We start from the raw sequence: 16,154 nt of genomic DNA, 5'->3' as shown, positions 1-16,154 counted from the left end.
CCCGGCTCGGTGCCACCCCGTTTCGGGTCCGGGGAAAGGGATCTTGCCCCCGTTCCCCCCCCCGTATCCCTGCTGCAATCCGGCGTTTCGGGTTCTCCGCGAGGCAGAGCATCGGGTTTCGCGTTCGAGCGCAAGGCGCGAGAGGCCGCGAAACCCGATACAGACTGACCCCGAACGACCTAGCGCACGATCAGGCGTGCCTCGTGGGATTTCAGAACCTTGCGGGCAGAGACATAGGCGTCGCGGCCAACGGGTTCGCGCAACTCGGGGAAGATCTCGAAGATCTCGTTGCGCTGTGCATTGCCCATCCCGTCCAGGGTCACGTCGCCGGGCTGGAAGCTTTCGGTCCAGGCCCCGTCGGCCAGCACAACCTCGTGCCGGTCGAACATGAAGTGGATATAGGTGGTGCGCAGCGTGTCCATCCACTGAACGCCGTTGTGGTTGACCAGGTGCTTGGCCGCGACCAGAACCTCGCTTTCCTCGAAATAGAGCGAGGTGCGGTCATTGGCCACCAGCATCCTGTGCTGCGGGCTGACCAGCATGTCACGCTCGGGCAGTCCGTCACCAAGCGACCCGGCCTTGATCAGGATCGGGCGCAGATGCGGCGCGCGGCGCAGCTCGGCGTGGTTCATGGTCTTGCAGCCGACCCAGCGGATCTCCTGGATGCCGTTGTCGCGGGTGATGATCTTGTCACCGACCTGGAGGTTTTCCACCAACACCTCGCCACGCGGCGTCGCGATGCGCGAGCCGGGGGTGAAGCAGGGCACGACATTCTCGATCTCCTCGAACTGCATGGTGCCGATGATGTTGGAGGGGTCGAAGCCGCCGCCATCATAGAAGGTCACGGTGCCGTTCTCGGGGTTGGTCGGGTCAAGCTCCACGCGCAGCGGGCCGGACCCGGTCAGGTCGAGCGTATCGTAGTCGTCGCCGCCGCCGCCACCGTCAACGGTGTCGCCCGCATTGCCGCCCAGGAACGTGTCGCGGTCATCGCCACCCAGAAGCGTGTCTTCGCCCTGGCCGCCGGTGATCTGGTCGTTGCCGGTGCCGCCTTCGACATAGTCGTCGTCGATGCCTGCGTCGATGGTGTCATCGCCCGCATCGCCGTAGATCTCGTCGTCGTCATCCTCGCCGAAGATCACGTCGTTGCCGTCGCCGCCATGGATCGTGTCCATACCGTTATCGACAACCGCGTCGGGGCCGATCGGATTGCCGTCCGAGCCGTCATCGGTGACGTTCAGCTCATCCGGGAAGCCCGGGCCGAGGCCGCCATAGATGGTGTCGTCGCCCGCGCCGCCATAGACTAGGTCCGAGCCCTCGCCGCTGGTGACCTCGTCATCGCCGTCGCCGGCAAAGACGGTGTCGTCGTCGAAGCCCGAATTGACCACGTCATTATCGGCGCCCGCGTCGATGAAGTCATTGTCATCGCCGGTGGTGATGGTGTCGTCGCCCGCGCCGCCAAGCACGGTGTCGCGGTCATCGAGCGGGTCACCGTCGCCGGGGAAGAGGCCCGGATAACCGCGATCGGGCAGCGGGATGCCGCCCGAGCTGGTGTCGATCTCGTCATTGCCATCGCCGCCATCGGCATAGTCGCTGCCGTCGCCGCCGGTCACGGTATCGTCGCCCTCATCGCCATAGAGAGAATCGTCGCCGTCGCCGCCGCGGATGTCGTCATCGCCATCCTCACCGTCGATGATGTCGTTGCCGCCGCCGCCTTCGACAGTGTCATCGCCCTGGCCGGACATGACGGTGTCGTCGCCGTCGCCCGCGCGCACCCGATCGTCATTGGGATCGTCACCGGGCAGGATCGCGTCATTATTGTCGATCCGGTCGCCATCCGGGTCGCCGGTATAGCCGGTATCGATCAGGTCGTCGCCGTTCGTGCCATCGACATAACCGTCCAGGTTGTTTCCGGGGTTATTGGGTTCACCACTCATAATGTCGTCTCCTTAATTCGCCGCGCCGAGGCACGCGCCTTGCGCGGCTGTCCGGCGATCCAGTTTCACTCTCGGGACAACGCCCTCAGGGTCACGCAGCAGCGTGGCACCGAAGTCTGGCATGATGGTCGGGTAGACCGTGGTCATCGCACATCCCCTGGCGATCGTTGTCGATACAGGTCCAACCAGATGGCGATGACGTGAAGATCGGGGCGGGCGCACGGGGTCAGCGGCAAGTCAGGAAGCAGATGGACGTCGGCACGTCGTGCGCCGTCGCAGGGCGGGCATCTGGCAGGATGCTCTCCCTCACGTTGATCCGCACAGACCGCGCGGCTCACATGCCACCTGCCGTTCCCGTCGTGACCGGCTGGTTTCGTGCGGCCGCCCCCGTGGCCTTCAGACATCGCCCCCCAGTTGGGCTGTCCAAGGAATACCCCGAGAAGGCCGATCCAAGGAAGCGAAAATTGTTCGAAATTTGGCAGCAATGGCGCGAGAGTGAGATGCAAGACCCGCCAGGAGACGCCCTGACAACAGCCTTCCGGGCGGCATTGTTTCGCCGGAGAAGACAACCTTGCACAAGCCGCCCATTTGCAGGCCCATCCTTAACCAATTGAAAAATATTTGGTTTTTATGCGAACCTCAGAAGTTATCCACAGCCGCCGAGCGGCATATCCTGATCCGCGCGCCTGATAACTGTTTCCCTTTGGAAAACAGAGAATTGGCACGAAAGACGAAACGGTCTGTTAACTGTGGCAGCGATGTGGCGGGCCTGCCCGAGAGTTTCCAATTTCTCAATCCGCCGAAAATCCCGCCTTTGGTTCCCAAGCGTGATCAATCCGCGTCGAATCGTCGAATCGACGGAATTCAGGAGCGGACACCCGCGACCTATCCTTTTGGATAGGTTGGAAAAGTGAAACTGCTGGCTTGCGCCGCAGGGGCCTTGCGTCCCCTTGCCAGACCGCGCGATTGCCAGTTGTGGCATTCCGGTCGCACTGTTTCCATCTGCGGCCCCCTCTGCCCCATCCTCGCCACATTCCGGCCCCAGGCTGATGCGCAGGCAGCAAGCAGTAAAACCGGAGCAAACCCATGCCCAACCCGCAGCCCGCACCGAAACAGGCGCCCCGTTCCGCTGATCCCAAGAAGAAGGAACCGCCGGTCACCTTCCGCGACTGGGCCAGCATCTGATAGGCTCGCGGGCGTTCCTTCCCGGATGGATGCGATGCCCACCGACCTGACCGAGATCCGCAATATCGGCCCCGCCTTCGCCGAGGCGCTGACGCGCGCCGGGATCGCGGATGCCGAAACCCTGCGCGAGGTCGGGGCCGACACCGCCTATGCGCGGATGTTGAAGACCGGCACGCAACCGCATTTCATAGGGTACTATGTCCTGCACATGGCCTTGCAGGGACGCCCCTGGAACGATTGCAAGGGGGCCGAGAAGGCCGCGCTGCGCAAGCGCTTCGACGCGCTGACAGCCGAGAGCTTCGACAAGGGCCTGTCCGATTTCGAGAAGGTGCTGGATGAGATCGGCGTAATCGCGCGACGGTAGCCGGAAGAATTTTGCCGCAAAATTCTTCCAGGCCGAGAAATCTTGTCGAGGACTTTTCCAGGCGCGCAACGAAGACGGACCGCCCTCTTACCCAGGACGGTCCGCTTCGATCATGGTTTGCCGTCTCAGCCGACCAGTTCGAGGCCCGAGAAGAAGAAAGCGATCTCGACCGCGGCGGTTTCCGGGGCGTCCGAGCCATGCACCGAATTCTCGCCGATCGACAGCGCGTACTCCTTGCGGATGGTGCCCTCGGCGGCCTCGGCGGGGTTGGTCGCGCCCATCACTTCGCGGTTCTTCGCGATCGCGTTCTCGCCTTCCAGCACCTGCACCACGATCGGCTCGGAGATCATGAACTCGCAAAGCTCGCCGAAGAACGGACGATCCTTGTGGACGCCATAGAATTCCTGCGCCTGCGCCAGGGTCAGCTGGATGCGCTTGGAGGCGACGACGCGCAGACCGGCCTCTTCGAACTTGGCGGTGATCTTGCCGGTCAGGTTGCGTTTGGTGGCATCGGGTTTGATGATCGAGAAGGTGCGTTCCAGCGCCATGGGGTCATGCTCCGCTAATTGGTTGGTTTGCGCGGCCCCTAGCATGGGGCCGCAGCCAAGAAAAGCCGCCAATTGACATGTCCCTACGCGCAGGTCACACCGCGCCCCATGTTACGCATCGACGATATCTCCTATTCCGTCGCGGGCCGCCCGCTGATCGAGCATGCCTCGGCCACCATCCCCGAGGGGCACAAGGTCGGCATCGTTGGGCGCAACGGCACCGGCAAGACGACGCTCTTTCGCCTGATCCGGGGGGAACTGGCGCTGGAGACGGGCGCCATCACCCTGCCCTCGCGCGCCCGCATCGGCGGTGTCGCGCAGGAAGTGCCGTCATCGCAGACCTCGTTGATCGACACCGTCCTGGCCGCCGATACCGAACGCGCCGAGTTGATGGCCGAGGCCGAGCGCACCACCGACCCCGCCCGCATCGCCGAGGTGCAGACGCGGCTGGCCGATATCGACGCCTGGTCGGCCGAAGCGCGCGCCGCCACCATCCTGCGCGGGCTTGGCTTCACGCCCGAGGAACAGTTGCAGCCCTGCGCCGATTTCTCCGGCGGCTGGCGGATGCGCGTGGCGCTGGCCGCCGTGCTTTTCTCGGCCCCCGATCTGCTGCTTCTGGACGAGCCGACCAACTACCTGGATCTCGAAGGCGCGCTGTGGCTGGAAAGCTATCTTGCGAAATATCCGCATACCGTGCTGGTGATCAGCCATGACCGGGGCCTTCTGAACCGCGCCGTGAACCACATCCTGCATCTGGAAGACCGCAAGCTGGCCCTCTACCAGGGCGGCTATGACACCTTCGCGCAGACCCGTGCCGCGCGGCTGGCCGTTGCCGCCGCCGATGCCAAGAAACAGGAAACCCGGCGCGCGCATCTGCAATCCTATGTCGACCGCTTCCGCTACAAGGCGTCCAAGGCCAAGCAGGCGCAATCCCGGCTGAAGATGCTGGAGAAGATGCAGCCGATCTCCAGCCCCCAGGAACGCGCCTTCCGCGCCTTCACCTTCCCCGAGCCCGAGCAACTTTCGCCGCCCATCGTGCAACTGGACAGCGCCGCCGTTGGCTATGGCGAGCGCGCGGTGCTGAGCCGGTTGAACCTGCGCATTGACCAGGACGACCGTATCGCCCTTCTGGGCCGCAACGGCGAGGGAAAATCCACCTTTTCCAAGCTTCTGGCCGACAAACTTGATGTGATGGACGGCAAGAAGACGCAAAGCGGCAAACTGCGCGTCGGCTATTTCGCGCAGCACCAGGTCGATGAGCTCTTCATCGACGAAACGCCGCTCGACCACCTGCGCCGCGCCCGGCCCGAGCATACGCCCGCCAAGCTGCGCGCCATCCTCGCCGGGTTCGGCCTTGGCGCGGATCAGGCGGAAACCGTGGTGGCAAAACTTTCGGGCGGGCAGAAGGCGCGGCTCAGCCTGCTGCTCGCCACGCTCGACGCGCCGCATATGCTGATCCTGGACGAGCCGACCAACCACCTCGACATCGAAAGCCGCGAGGCCCTGGTCGAGGCGCTGACCGCCTATACCGGCGCGGTGATCCTGGTCAGCCACGACATGCACCTTCTCAGCATGGTGGCCGACCGGCTGTGGCTGGTGAAGGATGGCCGGGTGACGCCCTATGAGGATGATCTGGAAAGCTATCGCCGGTTGCTGCTGACCGGCGATGCCGCGCCGAAATCGAAGAAACAGGCCGCGCCCAGGCCCAAGCGCCCGTCGCGCGACCAGTTGCTGGAGCTGCGCGCCGAGCTGCGCAAATGCGAGGCACGGGTCGAGAAGATCACCGAGATGCGCGAGAAGCTGTCGCGGAAACTGGCCGATCCGGGCCTTTATGACGAGGCGAATGCGGGCGATCTGGCGGTCTGGCAGAAGAAGTTCAACGAGGTCGAGGACGGTCTGGAACGTGCCGAGGCGCTGTGGCTGAAGGCCATCGAGCGGCTGGAGGCGGCGGAAGCATGAGCACCTCGGAGCTGATCACCGTCTTCGTCTCGCTTCTGGTCATCATCGACCCGGTGGCGCTGGCCCCCCTCTTCATCGCGCTGACCAAGGGGCAGAGCGCGCGACGGCGGCGCATCGTCGGCCTGCGCGCCTGTGTCGTGGCCTTCGGGCTTCTGACCGTGTTCGGGCTGGCGGGCGACGAGTTGCTGGCCTTTCTCGGCATCTCCATGCCCGCCTTCCGCATCGCGGGCGGCTTGCTTTTGTTCCTCACCGCGCTGGACATGCTCTTCGAGCGGCGCACCCAGCGCCGCCAGGGCCAGGCCGATGAGGCGGATGAGCATGACGACCCCTCCGTCTTTCCACTGGCCATCCCGCTTCTGGCAGGCCCCGGCGCGATTGCCACCATGATCTTGCTGGCGGGCGCGGACGGGATCGCGGCGACGGATGTGCTGGCCATCCACCTGGTGATGTTCGTGGTTCTGGTCCTGGTCTTCATCTCGTTCCTGCTGGCACCGACGATGGAACGTCTGCTTGGCCCCGTCGGCATCAACGTGGTCACGCGCATCCTCGGCATGTTGCTGGCGGCGCTGTCGGTGCAGTTCGTGATCGACGGAATCTTGCAAATGCAGGTGATATGAAGGGATAAATGCCCTATATGAGGGGCTGACCCTTTCGCGACGTTACAGGCCCCCATGGAAAAAGCCGAAATTGCCTCGCTCATCTATCTCGGCCTCCTGGCGATCGCGCTCCTTGGCTCGCTGGTGTCGTATAATCGGCACCAGATCGGACGGGTGGCGCAATATGCCCTGATCTGGGGCTTCATCTTCGTCGGTGCCATCGCCTCGGTCGGGCTGTGGCCGGAATTGCGCAATTCGCTGGTGCCGCAGCAATCGGTGGTCACGGGCACGGGTGAGGTCGTGGTGCCGCGCGCCTATGACGGGCATTATTACCTGACGCTCGACCTGAACGGCGTGCCGACCCGTTTCGTGATCGACACCGGCGCCAGCGAAGTTGTGCTGACACCGCAGGATGCGGGCCGGGCCGGGATCGACGTCGCGGGCCTGAACTACAACAGCCGCGCGATGACGGCGAACGGCATGGTGCAGACCGCCAGCATCCGGCTGGACCGCGTGGTATTGGGCGATATCGAGGATCGCCAGGTTCCGGCGGTCGTCAATGGCGCGCCGATGCAGGAGAGCCTGCTTGGCATGTCCTATCTCAACCGGTTCGACCGGATCGCGATCGAGGACGGGCAGATGGTGCTGTCGCGCTGACGCCTTGGACGGGCCGCTGTGGGGCCGAGGTCATGCAGCGAGGGGCCAGCCCCTCGCGCTCCCCGGGATATTTTCAGAACAAAGAAGGACAATTTTAGTCGAATTTTCATCTTCTTGACGGAAATACTCGGACTCTCGACAGAATCTCATGATGCCGGTCTTTCGGCCTTCTTCTGCCAATTACCGGTTTCCTCCGACCAGTATTGCGCGCCGCATCCGGCCCCGGTCAGGGCCTTCCATTGACCGCGCGCCTGGGTCAGTGCCGCCTCGTCATTGCCGTCGAAGAGGATGCAGACCCGCGCCTGTGCCCGCACCTCCTCTGCGCTGATCTCGGCCCCCTCCAGCGCGATCACGCAATCGGCGCGGTTGGGGGCGTCAGGCCCGGTGGTCAGCAGGACGGGCTGCATCGCGTCATGCTGGCCGCCCGCCCTGCCATGCGGCAGGAACCCATCCTCGGGCCGCAGCCAGAGAAGGTCGTCGAGCCGCGCGAGCAGTCCTTGCGAGCGGGCCCGCACCGCCACGCGCCAGCCCGCCGCCAGCGATTTTACCGCCAGCGCCTGCACCGTGGCCTCGGGGGCCGAGCGCGTCAGGTGGTAGAAATAGGCCTCACCCATCCGCTGCCGGGTCCGTCTCATACCCGTCGCGCACCAGCCGGTCGAGCGCCAGCACGCCCCACCCGGTCGCGCCCTTCGGCGCCAGCGCGGTGTCGGATTTGACGTGGGCGACACCGGCGATGTCGAGGTGGATCCAGGGGCAATCCTCCTTGATGAAGCGTTGCAGGAACTGCGCCGCGGTGATCGAGCCCGCGGGCCGTCCGCCGGTGTTCTTCATGTCGGCGATGTCGGATTTGATCAGCTTGTCATAGGCCTTGCCAAGCGGCAGCCGCCAGGCGCCTTCCTCCTCGGCGCGGGCCGCCCGCAGGAAGCTGTTGGCAAACCCGTTGTCGTTCGAGAAGACCCCGGCGTTTTCATGGCCCAGGCCGATGATGATCGCGCCGGTCAGGGTGGCGAGGTCGATGACGCCTGCGGGGCGGAAACGCTCCTGCGCGTACCACAGCACATCGGCCAGCACGAGGCGGCCCTCGGCGTCGGTGTTGATCACCTCGATCGTGTCGCCCTTCATCGAACGCACCACGTCGCCGGGGCGCTGCGCGCGGCCATCGGGCATGTTCTCGACCAGCCCCACCAGCCCCACGACATTGGCCTTGGCCTTGCGCAGCGCCAGCGTCCGCATCACGCCCGAGACCACGCCCGCACCGCCCATATCCATGGTCATGTCTTCCATGCCGGCCGCCGGTTTCAGGCTGATCCCGCCGGTATCGAACACCACGCCCTTGCCAACGAGGGCCAGGGGCGCCTCGTCGCCACCGCCGGTCCATTCCATCACCACGACCTTGGAGGGGCTTTCCGAGCCCTGCCCCACCCCCAGAAGCGCGCCCATGCCGAGATCGGTCAGCGTGTCCTCCTCCAGCACCTCGACCTTGAGGCCGAGATCGCGCATCGCCTCCAGCCGGTCGGCGAATTCCTGGGTGGTCAGCACGTTGGCGGGTTCGCTGACGAGGTCGCGGGTGAAGAACACACCCTCGGCGCGGGCGCGGATGCTGGCCAGCGCCTCCTCCTGCTCCTCGGGCTTGTTGACCATGAAACGCGCGTCCCGGATCGCGTCACGTTCCTCGGTCTGGTGGGTGGTGAAGGCGTAGCCGCGCAGGATCAGGCCAAGCGCCAGCTCGTCCAGCCTGCCCTGGTTGGAGGCCGCAAGGGTCAGCGCGGCATCGCCCTTGAACCTGGCCAGCTCCGCGCCCGCCTTGCGCGCCTCGTCCAGCTTGGGGCGGCGGTCGAGCTTGACCACGCTCAGCGCCTCGGCGGCGAGCCCCACGGGAAAGCCGATCACGAAGCCTTCGCCGGGTTTCATCTTTTCCCATTTCTTCGATTCGGTCAGGCGCGCCACCGCGCCCTTGGTCAGCCGGTTCACCCGGCGCGCGGGCTGGTCCATCTTGCCATCGGGCGTCACCACGATGGCCAGCTTGCCTTCCGCGCCCGCCAGCGCGTCGAGATCGGTCGTGGTCAGGGTCAGCGAGATCGGTTTCGTCATGGCTTGCCTCTTGCGGGGAATCTGGATTTGTCCCGGACACTAGGCCTAGTGGAACGCCTTGGCCAGATATGCCTGTCCTTGTGGCGGCGATTGGACTAAAACCGGCTTGAAGGCAATCTGTTAACAAGCAGTCGAGAGGGCAGCATCGTGGGGCGCTATGACCGGTATATCCTGTCGCAGCTTCTGGTGCTGTTCAGCTTCTTCTCGATCGTCCTGGTCTCGGTCTACTGGGTCAACCGCGCCGTCGGCCTGTTCGACACGCTGATCTCGGACGGGCAGAACCTGCGGGTTTTCCTTGAATTTTCCGCGCTTTCCCTGCCGCAGATCATCCTGCTTGTGCTGCCCGTCTCGGCCTTCGTGGCGGCGATCTATGTCACCAACCGGATGATCGGCGACAGCGAACTGGTCGTCATGCAGACGGCGGGCTGTTCGGCGCTGCGCCTCCTGCGTCCGGTCTGGGTGTTCGGAATCATCGCAGGGCTCCTCATCGCGATTCTGGCGCATCTGCTGGTGCCCGCCGCCCGCGCGCAGCTGATGGAGCGCAGCTACGAGGTCAGCCGCGACATGACCGGCCGGTTTCTGCGCGAGGGGCAGTTCATCCACCCCACCGACGGCATCACCGTCTATATCCGCGCCATCACCGAATTGGGCGAGTTTCGTGACGTCTTCCTGCAGGACCGCTCGGCCCCGGATGTGGAGACGACCTATACCGCCCGGCGCGCGCTGCTGGTCTCGACCGAGGACGGCCCCCGGCTGGTCATGTTCGACGGCATCGCGCAGAACGTGGACCGCGCGAGCCAGCGCCTTTCGACCGTCGAGTTCGAGGATTTCACCTATGATATCGCCGGGCTGATCGAGGCCCCCACGGGCCGCATCCTGTCGATCCGCGAGATGTCGACGCCCGCGCTTCTGCTGGCCCCGCGCGCGGTCGCCGAGGCGCAAGGGTCAACGCTTGCCGCCTTCCGCTTTGCGGGCCATGACCGGATCGCACGCAGCCTGTTCGTGATCTTCGTGCCGGTGATCGCGGCGGCGACATTGATGTTGGGGGCGTTCTCGCGCTTTGGCATCTGGCCGCAGATATTGCTGGCGGTCGCGCTGATCGTGCCGCTGCAAATGTCCTGGAACGCCGCCGAGGCGATCGGCTCGCGGCAGGAGGGCATGGCGCATCTGGCCTATCTGCAACCGGCGCTGGCGGCGGCGGTGGCCGCCCTCATGGTGACGCTGTCGATGCGGGGATCGCGCAGGCGCGGGGGGGCGGCGGCATGATCTTGCATGTCTACCTGGCACGGCGGTTCCTGCGGTCCTTCGTGATCGTGCTGGCCGTGTTCATCGCGATCCTGCTGCCCATCGACCTGGCCGAACAGTTGCGCGCCATCGGCACCCCCGATGCGGGCCTTCGCCAGGCGTTTCAACTGGCGCTTCTGAACCTGCCCGGTTCGCTCTACCGGATGCTGCCGCTTTTCATCATCCTGTCGACGCTGGTGCTGTTCCTGTCGCTCTCGCGCACTTCGGAACTGGTGGTGGTCCGGGCCTCGGGGCGCTCGGCGCTGAAATCGACCATCTCGCCGGTGCTGATGTCGATCCTGATCGGGCTGATCGGCCTGTTGATCATCAACCCGCTGGTCGCCGCGACCGAGCGCCAATACGAGGTCACGATCCAGCAATTCCAGACCGGCGAGGAACGCACGCTGTCGGTCTCGGGCGAGGGGCTCTGGCTCAGGCAGGGCAATGCGGCAGGACAGACCGTGATCCGGGCCGCACGCGCCAATGCCGATGGCACCGAGCTTTTTGCCGCCAGCTTCTTCGTCTATGACGAGGGCGGCCAGGCTTTGCGCCGGATCGACGCCGACCGCGCCGCGCTGGTCGATGGCGCGTGGCAGATGGCGGGCGCCAAGACCTGGCCGCTGACCGTGGCCAACCCCGAGGCCGAGGCCGTCACCCACGAGACCTATGCGCTGGCCTCGACCCTCACCCGCGACCAGATCCGCGACAGTTTCGGGCGCCCCTCGACGGTGCCGATCTACGAGCTGCCCCGCTTCATCGCGCAGCTGCGCGCCGCCGGCTTCGCGGCGCTGCAACACCGGGTCTGGCTGATGACGGAACTGGCCAACCCGCTGATGCTGGCCGCCATGGTGCTGATCGCGGCCAGCTTCACCATGCGCCACACGCGGTTCGGCAAGACCGGGATCATGGTCCTCTTCGCGCTGCTTCTGGGGTTCGGCATCTTCTTCTTGCGCAACTTCGCGCAGGTTCTGGGCGAATCCGGCCAATTGCCCGTCGCGGTCGCGGCCTGGACGCCGCCGCTTGCCGCGATCCTCTTGTCGCTCGGCTTCCTGTTCCATACGGAGGACGGATGATGCGCGTTCTCCGCCTGATTGCCGTGTACCTGGTGCTGGCCCTGCCCGCCGCCGCGCAACAACAATTGCCCGCGACGCTGATCGCCGATGACATCCGTTTCGCGCGGCTGAATAACAGCGTCGTGGCGGCGGGCAATGTCGAGGTCCTGTACCAGGGCACCCGGCTTCAGGCCGCCGCCATCCGCTATGACGGCACCGACGACCTGATCACGGTCGAGGGGCCGATCACCCTGACCGAGGCCGATGGCAGCACCATCATCCTGGCCGATTTCGCCGAGCTGTCGCGCGATCTGCAGCAGGGCGTGCTGCAATCGGCCCGCCTGGTTCTGGACCGGCAATTGCAGATCGCCGCGACCCAGATCAACCGCGTCGATGGCCGCTACACGCAGCTTTACCAGACCATCGCATCGTCCTGCCAGGTCTGCGCGGCCAACCCGGTGCCGCTATGGGAGATCCGCGCGCGGCGCATCGTGCATGACACCGAGGAACGCCAGCTCTATTTCGAGGAGGCGCAGTTCCGCGCCGCCGGCATCCCCATCATGTATCTGCCGCGCCTGCGCCTGCCCGATCCCACGCTGGAGCGCAGCACGGGGTTCCTGACGCCGCAGATCCGCGCCAACAACCAGATCGGCACCGGCATCCGGGTGCCCTATTTCATCACGCTCGGCGATCATGCCGATGTGACGGTGACGCCTTATGTCACCTTTGGTGAAAGCCAGACGCTTGAGATGCGCTATCGCCAGGCCTTCCGCAACGGGTTCGTGGAACTGAACGGCGCGATGTCCTGGGACGAATTGAACGAGGAAACCCCGCGCTCCTACCTCTTTGCCACCGGCTGGTTCGACCTGCCGCGCGATTTCCTGCTGACCTTCGATTATCAGACCGTGTCCGACCCGGCCTATCTTCTGACCTATGATTATTCGGACGAGGACCGGCTGAACAGCCATATCACCGTGGCCCGCGCCCGGCGCGACGAATATATCGAGGCGTCGGTCACCCGGTTCCGGTCGCTGCGCGACGCGGATAACAACTTCACCCTGCCGACACTGATGACGGATGCCGAGATCATCCGCCGCTACGCGCCCGATTACATTGGCGGCATTGCCACGCTTGGCCTGTCGACCCATAGCCACCAGCGCCGGTCCGATGCCGACATGACGGGCCGCGATGTGGCGCGCCTCAGCCTCGATGCCCGCTGGCGGCGCGACTGGGTCTTGCCCGCGGGCGTGCTGGCGGGGCTGGAGCTTGGCTGGATCGGCGACATCTACAACATCCGCCAGGACAGCACCTTTGACGATGTCGTCACCCGCACCACGCCCTTTGTCGCGGCAGAGCTGCGCTGGCCGCTGGTGCGCGCCAACACCAATGGCGTCTCGCATCTGGTCGAACCCGTGCTGCAATATGTCTGGGCGCCCGACAGCACCACGGCGGTGCCGAACGAGGATAGCGGCGTGGTCGAGTTCGACGAGGGCAACCTCTTCTCGCTCAACCGCTTTCCGGGCGCGGACGGGCACGAGATCGGCCAGCGGCTGGCCTTCGGCCTGACTTATACCCGCGACGATCCGCTTGGCTGGAACCTCGGGGTTACCGTGGGCCGGGTCTGGCGCGACGGCAATTACGGCCAATTCACGCAAGGGTCGGGGCTCGACGGGCGGCGATCCGATTGGCTGGTCTCGGCCTCGGTCGAGGTCGGCACCGGGTTCCTCCTGATGAACCGGGCCATCTTCAGCGATGAATTCAACGTCACCTCGAACGAGTTTTCGCTCGGCTGGCAGGGGGCGCAGTTCGACGTCGCCTCCTCCGTGACGTGGCTCCAGGCCGACCCGGTCGAGGGGCGCAACCAGGATATTGCCGAGTGGTCCTTTGACGCGGCCTATGAATTCGACAGCCCCTGGGGCGCCTCCGTCGACTGGCGCTACGATTTCGAGGCCAATGAACCCACCCGCGCGGGCCTTGCCGTGACCTATGCCACCGAATGCGTCGATGTGGAGTTTTCGCTCTCGCGTCGGTTCACAACCTCCGCTACGTTGGCCCCGGCAACGGATTTCGGCCTGACCGTGGCACTGAACGGGTTCGGGGCCTCCCGCGACGGGCGCCAATATGCCCGCAGCTGCCAATGATGAGCCGCGCCAAGACAGGAATGAACGGAATTTTGACACCCATGACCATCCGCGCATCGCTGACCAAACGCCTATCCCGCCTCTTCGGCCTTGCCGCCCTGACCTGCGCCTTGAGCCTTCCGGCCACCGCGCAGCAAAGCCCGTTCGCGGCGGCGGTGACGGTGAACGGGGGTGCCGTCACCCATTACGAGATCGACCAGCGCGTCGCCTTCATGCAGCTTCTGAACGCGCCGGGAAACCTGCCGGAACGCGCCCGCGAGGCCCTGATCGACGAGCGGCTGCAACGCCAGGTCGGCGATCGGCTTGGCCTGACCGCGACACCCGACCAGATCGCAGACGGCATGGAGGAGTTCGCCGCCCGCGCCGACATGGATACCGAAGCGTTTATCCGGGGGCTGGCCGATGAAGGCATCTCGGCGCAGACCTTCCGCGATTTCGTCGCCGCCGGACAGACCTGGCGCAACGTGGTGCGCGACCGCTTTGGCGGGCGGATCACGATCACCGAGGATGAGATCGACCGCGCCCTGACGCTTGCCACCAGCCCCGATGGCGCGCAGATCAACTTTGCCGAACTGGTCATTCCGGTGACGCCGCAGACCGCCGAGGAGGTGCGCCTGCGCATCACGCAATTGTCGGAAACGCTCGACGGCTCGATCGGCGGCTTCTCGGCGGCGGCGCGAGAGTTTTCCGCCGCGGGCTCGGCGCGCAATGGCGGCGGCATCGGCTGGCGGCCCCTGTCGGCCATCCCGCCGCAATTGCGCACCATCCTTCTGCCCCTGCCCATCGGCGGCGTGACCGAGCCGGTGCCGCTCGGCAACGCGGTCGCCATCTTCCAGCTTCGCGGGCTGGAGGAGAGCGATTTCGTCACCCCCGACATCACCGCCGTGACCTATGCCGAGGTCCTGATCCCCGGCGGGCAGGCCGCGCAAGCCGAGGCAGCGGCCCTGCGCGACGAGCTGGACACCTGCAACGACCTCTACGGCGTGCGCCCCGGCGGCTTTACCCTGAACGAGGATGTGCCGGTCGGCCAGGTGCCGGGCGATATCGCGGTCGAACTGGCGCGGCTGGATGCGAACGAGGTTTCCACCTCGCTGACCCGCGCGGGCGGCACGCAGCTGCTGTTCGTGATGCTGTGCAGCCGGGCCACGGAACTGCCCGAAGGCGGGCGCGACCAGGTGCGCGAGCAACTGTTCCAGCAGCGCATCGGGGGCTATGCCAATGGCTACCTCGCCGAATTGCGCGCCGACGCCATCATCGACGAGACCCCATGACCCCCGCCCCCATCGCCGTCTCCTGCGGTGAACCGGCGGGCGTCGCCCCCGAGATCATCGTCGGCGCGCGGGCGGCACTTGGCGGCGAATTGCCGTTCTTCGTGATCGGCGATCCGCGCCATTTCGCAGGGCTCGGGCTGGGATTGGCGGAGCTTTCCGATCCCTCCGAGGCCGCGCGCGTTGCCCCCGGCACCCTGCCCGTCCTGGCGCATCGTTTCGCGGGCGCGCGGGTGGCGGGCCAGCCCGACCCGGCCAATGCGCAGGGCGTCATCGACGTGATCGCGCGCGGGGTGGAGTTGGTGCGCAGCGGCGCCGCCTCGGCGCTCTGCACCGCGCCCATACACAAGAAGGCGCTTAAGGACGGGGCGGGATTTGCCTATCCCGGCCATACGGAATACCTGGCCGCGCTGGCGGGGGTGGAGCGCGTGGTGATGATGCTGGCCTGCGAGGGCTTGCGCGTGGTGCCGGTGACGATCCATATCGGCCTGGCCGAGGTGCCCGCCGCGCTGACGCCGGATCTGCTGGCCGACACGATCCGCATCACCCATGCCGCCCTGATCCGCGATTTCGGCCTGAGCGCGCCGCGCCTTGCCGTGGCGGGGCTGAACCCCCATGCCGGCGAAGGCGGCACGATGGGGCGCGAGGAGATCACGGTGATCGCGCCGGTGCTGGAGGCGTTGCGCGCCGAGGGGCTGGACATCACCGGCCCGCAATCGGCCGATACCATGTTCCACGCGGGCGCGCGGGCGGGCTATGACGCGGCGATTGCCATGTATCACGACCAGGCGCTGATCCCCGTAAAGACGGTGGATTTCGCGGGCGGGGTCAACGTGACGCTCGGCCTGCCCTTCATCCGCACCTCGCCCGATCACGGCACGGCCTTCGACATCGCGGGGCAAGGCCGCGCCGATGCGACCAGCATGATCGCGGCGCTGCGCATGGCGGCGGCAATGGGGGCAAGACGGTTCGGAGGCGCGCGATGAGGGACGTTGCAGGGGGCGCTGCCCCCGTCGCCTTGCGGCGACTCCCCCGGGATATTTGCGGAACAAAGAAGCGGGCGGCGGCGCGCGTT

General features: G+C 65.8%; 14 protein-coding genes. 9 read left to right on the top strand and 5 right to left on the bottom strand.

All coding sequences use genetic code 11. From position 1 onward, the window contains the following. Positions 1-179: 179 nt before the first annotated feature. On the bottom strand, positions 180-1,934 hold the full coding sequence (locus AC13C7_RS12940) for a Hint domain-containing protein (RefSeq protein WP_482867721.1): 1,755 nt from the start codon (positions 1,932-1,934) through the stop codon (positions 180-182). 12 nt (positions 1,935-1,946) lie between these two features. Beyond that, on the bottom strand, positions 1,947-2,081 hold the full coding sequence (locus tag AC13C7_RS12935; RefSeq protein WP_268879097.1) for a hypothetical protein: 135 nt from the start codon (positions 2,079-2,081) through the stop codon (positions 1,947-1,949). A gap of 1,072 nt (positions 2,082-3,153) precedes the next feature. On the opposite strand from AC13C7_RS12935, the gene AC13C7_RS12930 reads away from it, so the two are divergent. Then, entirely contained in the window at positions 3,154-3,483 is a 330-nt protein-coding gene (locus AC13C7_RS12930; RefSeq protein WP_482867720.1) for a TfoX/Sxy family protein, read from the top strand. Positions 3,484-3,608: 125 nt separating this feature from the next. On the opposite strand, the gene ndk is transcribed toward AC13C7_RS12930, so the two are convergent. Next, positions 3,609-4,031 carry a nucleoside-diphosphate kinase gene (gene ndk, locus AC13C7_RS12925; RefSeq protein ID WP_482867719.1) on the bottom strand — a complete coding sequence of 141 codons (423 nt, stop codon included), beginning with the start codon at positions 4,029-4,031 and terminating at the stop codon, positions 3,609-3,611. Positions 4,032-4,139: 108 nt separating this feature from the next. Here ndk and AC13C7_RS12920 point away from each other — a divergent pair, with 108 nt between their 5' ends. Genes AC13C7_RS12920 through AC13C7_RS12910 form a run of 3 tightly spaced genes read left to right on the top strand, consistent with a single transcriptional unit; the run spans position 4,140 to position 7,243 of the window. After that, positions 4,140-5,990, top strand: a complete 1,851-nt coding sequence (locus tag AC13C7_RS12920; protein WP_482867718.1) for an ABC-F family ATP-binding cassette domain-containing protein — start codon at positions 4,140-4,142, stop codon at positions 5,988-5,990. After that, complete coding sequence (locus tag AC13C7_RS12915) at positions 5,987-6,607, top strand: MarC family protein (RefSeq protein WP_172320995.1); 621 nt, start codon at positions 5,987-5,989, stop codon at positions 6,605-6,607. Before AC13C7_RS12920 ends, AC13C7_RS12915 begins: the two co-directional genes overlap by 4 nt. Positions 6,608-6,661: 54 nt before the next feature. Further along, positions 6,662-7,243: a retropepsin-like aspartic protease family protein gene (locus AC13C7_RS12910; protein WP_172320996.1), complete on the top strand. Its 582-nt coding sequence runs from the start codon at positions 6,662-6,664 to the stop codon at positions 7,241-7,243. A gap of 146 nt (positions 7,244-7,389) precedes the next feature. Here AC13C7_RS12910 and AC13C7_RS12905 read toward each other — a convergent pair whose 3' ends face one another. Together AC13C7_RS12905 and AC13C7_RS12900 are read right to left on the bottom strand one after the other, a co-directional pair. Next, complete coding sequence (locus tag AC13C7_RS12905) at positions 7,390-7,857, bottom strand: DNA polymerase III subunit chi (RefSeq protein ID WP_482867717.1); 468 nt, start codon at positions 7,855-7,857, stop codon at positions 7,390-7,392. After that, positions 7,850-9,334, bottom strand: coding sequence for a leucyl aminopeptidase (locus AC13C7_RS12900; RefSeq protein WP_482867716.1), 1,485 nt, complete (start codon positions 9,332-9,334; stop codon positions 7,850-7,852). Before AC13C7_RS12900 ends, AC13C7_RS12905 begins: the two co-directional genes overlap by 8 nt. Positions 9,335-9,481: 147 nt before the next feature. On the opposite strand from AC13C7_RS12900, the gene lptF reads away from it, so the two are divergent. Genes lptF through pdxA form a run of 5 tightly spaced genes read left to right on the top strand, consistent with a single transcriptional unit; the run spans position 9,482 to position 16,065 of the window. Beyond that, positions 9,482-10,600, top strand: a complete 1,119-nt coding sequence (lptF, locus tag AC13C7_RS12895; protein ID WP_172320999.1) for an LPS export ABC transporter permease LptF — start codon at positions 9,482-9,484, stop codon at positions 10,598-10,600. Further along, positions 10,597-11,691, top strand: coding sequence for an LPS export ABC transporter permease LptG (lptG, locus tag AC13C7_RS12890; RefSeq protein ID WP_482867715.1), 1,095 nt, complete (start codon positions 10,597-10,599; stop codon positions 11,689-11,691). Before lptF ends, lptG begins: the two co-directional genes overlap by 4 nt. Further along, positions 11,688-13,811, top strand: a complete 2,124-nt coding sequence (locus tag AC13C7_RS12885; RefSeq protein ID WP_482867714.1) for an LPS-assembly protein LptD — start codon at positions 11,688-11,690, stop codon at positions 13,809-13,811. The genes lptG and AC13C7_RS12885 overlap by 4 nt, the downstream gene beginning before the upstream one ends. 41 nt (positions 13,812-13,852) lie before the next feature. Continuing rightward, positions 13,853-15,082, top strand: coding sequence for a peptidylprolyl isomerase (locus AC13C7_RS12880; RefSeq protein WP_482867713.1), 1,230 nt, complete (start codon positions 13,853-13,855; stop codon positions 15,080-15,082). Further along, the gene (pdxA, locus tag AC13C7_RS12875) at positions 15,079-16,065 is read left to right on the top strand and encodes a 4-hydroxythreonine-4-phosphate dehydrogenase PdxA (RefSeq protein WP_172321002.1); all 987 of its coding nucleotides are present in this window, start codon (positions 15,079-15,081) and stop codon (positions 16,063-16,065) included. Before AC13C7_RS12880 ends, pdxA begins: the two co-directional genes overlap by 4 nt. Positions 16,066-16,154 lie beyond the last annotated feature (89 nt).

The organism is Alterinioella sp. B-7 (genome assembly GCF_056857775.1).
This window is presented reverse-complemented; position numbering and strand designations above follow the sequence as displayed.